Source organism: Butyrivibrio sp. (assembly GCF_024699075.1).
Genome location: NZ_JAILQF010000091.1, coordinates 1 through 3,643, shown reverse-complemented (window position 1 = coordinate 3,643; position 3,643 = coordinate 1). Strand labels below are relative to the sequence as shown.

4 protein-coding genes are annotated in these 3,643 nt (G+C 35.4%); all 4 read right to left on the bottom strand.

Going from position 1 to position 3,643, the window contains the following annotated elements; all coding sequences use genetic code 11:
- Positions 1-372 (bottom strand): hypothetical protein (locus tag K6G87_RS03670; RefSeq protein ID WP_296834047.1); only part of this gene is annotated, 372 nt, incomplete at its 3' end.
- The gene (locus K6G87_RS03665) at positions 366-1,610 is read right to left on the bottom strand and encodes a hypothetical protein (protein WP_296834044.1); all 1,245 of its coding nucleotides are present in this window, start codon (positions 1,608-1,610) and stop codon (positions 366-368) included. The genes K6G87_RS03665 and K6G87_RS03670, both read right to left, overlap by 7 nt.
- Positions 1,611-2,023: 413 nt before the next feature.
- Positions 2,024-2,299, bottom strand: coding sequence for a DUF234 domain-containing protein (locus K6G87_RS03660; RefSeq protein WP_296834041.1), 276 nt, complete (start codon positions 2,297-2,299; stop codon positions 2,024-2,026).
- Between the two features lie 290 nt (positions 2,300-2,589).
- The coding region (locus tag K6G87_RS03655) for an ATP-binding protein (RefSeq protein ID WP_296834038.1) at positions 2,590-3,643 on the bottom strand (1,054 nt) is incomplete at its 5' end.

Genomic DNA, 3,643 nt, shown 5'->3' with positions numbered 1-3,643 from the left:
ATTTTCCAAAATTTTATCACAGACGTCGGATTTCAAATCATAATAGTAAAGAACCAGATCATCATCTCCCTTCTGATAAGTAGTTACAACGAAATAAACCTCATTATCATCTCCCCAATAACTAGTAACCTCCTCTTTGTCAGGTGTAGAAGACAGGAATATATCCTGATCTGTTTCAGTTATTAAATCATAGCGTTGAAGACCAGATTGATTAAGAGCATTATTAACCCGTGTATAGTGATAAAATGAATGACAGTCTATGTCACTCGGTCCAAAATCGTGAATATAATAAACATATTCCCCTGGGTAAGTATCACACCCCGAAAGCAACAACATAACAATGCCCAATGAAAACAAAAATCTTTTTAACATGTCTTTTCCTCTTTCTCCGGCGCATCAGTATTTATCGAATCTTCTTCGTTGATTTTCAAATCATTTTTGTTCGGATCTTTCAGTCCAATAACCATAATATATTCCGAATTGTCTTTAGAACCAACATTTTCTATTGCTTCTTTTAAAGAATCAAATTCAACGAGAGCTTCTTTTTTATCTTTATGACCGTTACCATTATCATCTTCATAGCAATCAGCATTATGAACTATATATTTTACATCTCCATTTTCATCCTTTATTTTTTCAATATTAACAAAATGCATCCCACCATAGATACTATTACCGTCATTATATACCTCAACTATAAAAGTATCGCTATTTTTATCGATTATTTCTAAATCATCTGAATCTGCAGATGTTGTGCACCTCACTTCATATTCAGTATATTCTCTATAGTAATCAGCAATTGCCATAACTGAAGTTCCCCAAGCTCCATTATTTACACAACCATAATATTCAAATTCTGCTATCAACTCAGCAACTTCCTCATCAGTCAAATCTATTCCTAAAGAATGATAAGCATTTATTATAGCTATTATGCCACACCCATTATATGCCATATTGTAATCGCCATATTTTATAGCTCCCCAATATTCTTGATTTTCTATATATTCCCCACTTACATATACCATATCAATTTCTTCTACGTTATCTTTCTTATGCTCATCAATCGTACTTTGACTAATAGAACCTTTTTTTGTAAACATATCTATTATTGCAATAACCGTATCATTTGATACATTTTGTGGATGAAAGCCTTTAAGAATCTGTATAACTTCATCTAAAGATAAACCAAAATCAACAGTTATTTTAAATATTTCTTGAGAAGATATATAAAAAGTAAAAGTCTTTTTCGAATCCACATTATCGTACTGTTCACCGTTGTTTTCCACAGTTATTCTCGGAATTACTATTCCATTATCATCTAGCTTTGCTGCCTCTGCACCTTCCTTATCAATTAGCAATCTATTATTTCCAGTAATCTTGTATATCAGATTAAATCCTGTCATTCTCCCAATTGCATCACACGTCTCAGCTTTGATATGATTGGCAGCCGTTTCTAGACTATTTTTAGATGCGCCTTCCATACTATCTATCATCTTCATTGCTGTAAGATGATATTTATCAATCATTGAAGTCTGAGTGTCACTGTAATTACTCAGCTTATCTGCAATAGCAAACACCTGTGACACATCCATAAAAATTCTTTTTCCCATTAAAGTTCTCCCCATCCATTTGTGTTATATGTATTCCGTTTTCACAAAAGCTTCTACTTATATCCAATAAAATTATACTAATATCATTTTTAAATACTTTAAAATCTGACGAAATGCATTTTTCATCCGATGAACTGCATCTGTTTCGTAAATCTTTTTATTATAGTTTTCAAACTTCGCACATATAAAAAAACACCAAGACCTTGAATATTCCTGAGGCTGGTAGTAAATAAATGATTTTCATAACAAGAAAATCATTTATTTACTACCAGCCTCAGGAATACACGATGCCTTCCGCATTTTATATGTGCGAAGTTTGAGTTATTTATACATATCGTCCAATGTGATCAATTTGAAAGCACTTGCATTCTCTTTCACATAATCTGAAAATCCACCAAGAGAAAACACGCATATTACACATCTAATACTATATCCTGGTAATCTGTAATATCTGTAAGAATAGGAAAATCATCTACACCTGCATGCGATAAAAGATATTCCTTAGCCATTTTTTCAAATACTTTCCCCATAAAATCATGTAAATGATCTTTTACCGCTGAATGGAAATATGCTTCACCATTATCTGCATTTATAAGACTTGTTGCTCTATTTACATATCGGAACCAGAATTCAAGCATACTATCATTAAGAATGTAATAAGGTTTTTTTACAACTCGTCTTTCCAGCAATTCCGCATTAACTAGCACTTTTAATGGATAAGTCATTTCTTATCAAGAATTCTTAATTCTGTTGTTCTACCTCTAAATATATCCTTCATACAGCACCTCCATAAGGCGAAAACATTTTCGCCGAAGTTAATTTCGCCTAAATCTATTTCGGTAAAATCATTATATATATACACCAACTTTCAAGCAAAAATAGCTATTTCCTATTGAATAAAAGTTTATGCTTTGCGCTGTTCATATACTAATTAAGGGGCTGCATAGCAGCCCCTTGTTAAAACAATCATTTATAATTTTCAGATCTTAGCGATATCTACAAGTTCAAGACCTTCCTCGTTGTATGCATTTTCAAGACTTGAAACAAGTGCTTTAGCTGTATCAATAGCTGTTATTACATTAACGCCAGTTTCAATTGCTGTACGGCGGATGAGGAATCCGTCACGGCTCTTGTCACGTCCCTGAGTAGGTGTATCGATTACAAGGTCGATCTTGTGGCCGAGGATAAGGTCCATGACTGTAGGTGATTCCTGATGGATGTTGTTGACCTTACGTGCCTTGACACCGTTCTGGTTCAGGACATCTGCAGTTCCAAGTGTTGCATAAATGATATAGCCAAGCTTTTCATAGCGTCTTGCTATATCTATTATCTCGCCCTTATCGGCATCCTTGACTGTGATGATCATCTGCTTGTGCTTGGGAAGTGATACTCCTGCTCCAAGGAAAGCCTTGTACAGAGCTTCTTTGAAGTCTGTGCTTATACCAAGACACTCACCTGTTGACTTCATCTCAGGTCCAAGGCTGATCTCAGCGCCTCTGATCTTCTCAAAAGAAAATACCGGCATCTTGATAGCTACATGTGATGCTTCAGGCTGAAGTCCGGGAGTATAGCCAAGGTCTTTAAGCTTCCTTCCCATCATAACCTGTGCTGCAAGGTCTACAATCGGTATACCTGTTACCTTACTGATGTATGGAACAGTACGAGATGATCTTGGGTTAGCCTCGATGATGTATACTTCATCTCCAACTGCTATAAACTGAACATTGATAAGTCCTATTACATTGAGGGCCTTAGCAAGTCTCTTTGTATACTCTGCGATAGTATCCTTAACCTTCTGGGACAGGGACTGTGCAGGATATACTGATATAGAGTCACCTGAATGAACACCTGATCTTTCGATATGCTCCATGATACCGGGGATTACGATATCTTCGCCGTCGCATACAGCATCAACTTCTGTTTCAACACCCTGAAGGTACTTATCTACAAGGATAGGATGATCCTGAGCATATCTGTTGATGATATTCATAAACTCTTCTATTTCCTGATCAGAAAGTGCTATCTGCATTCCC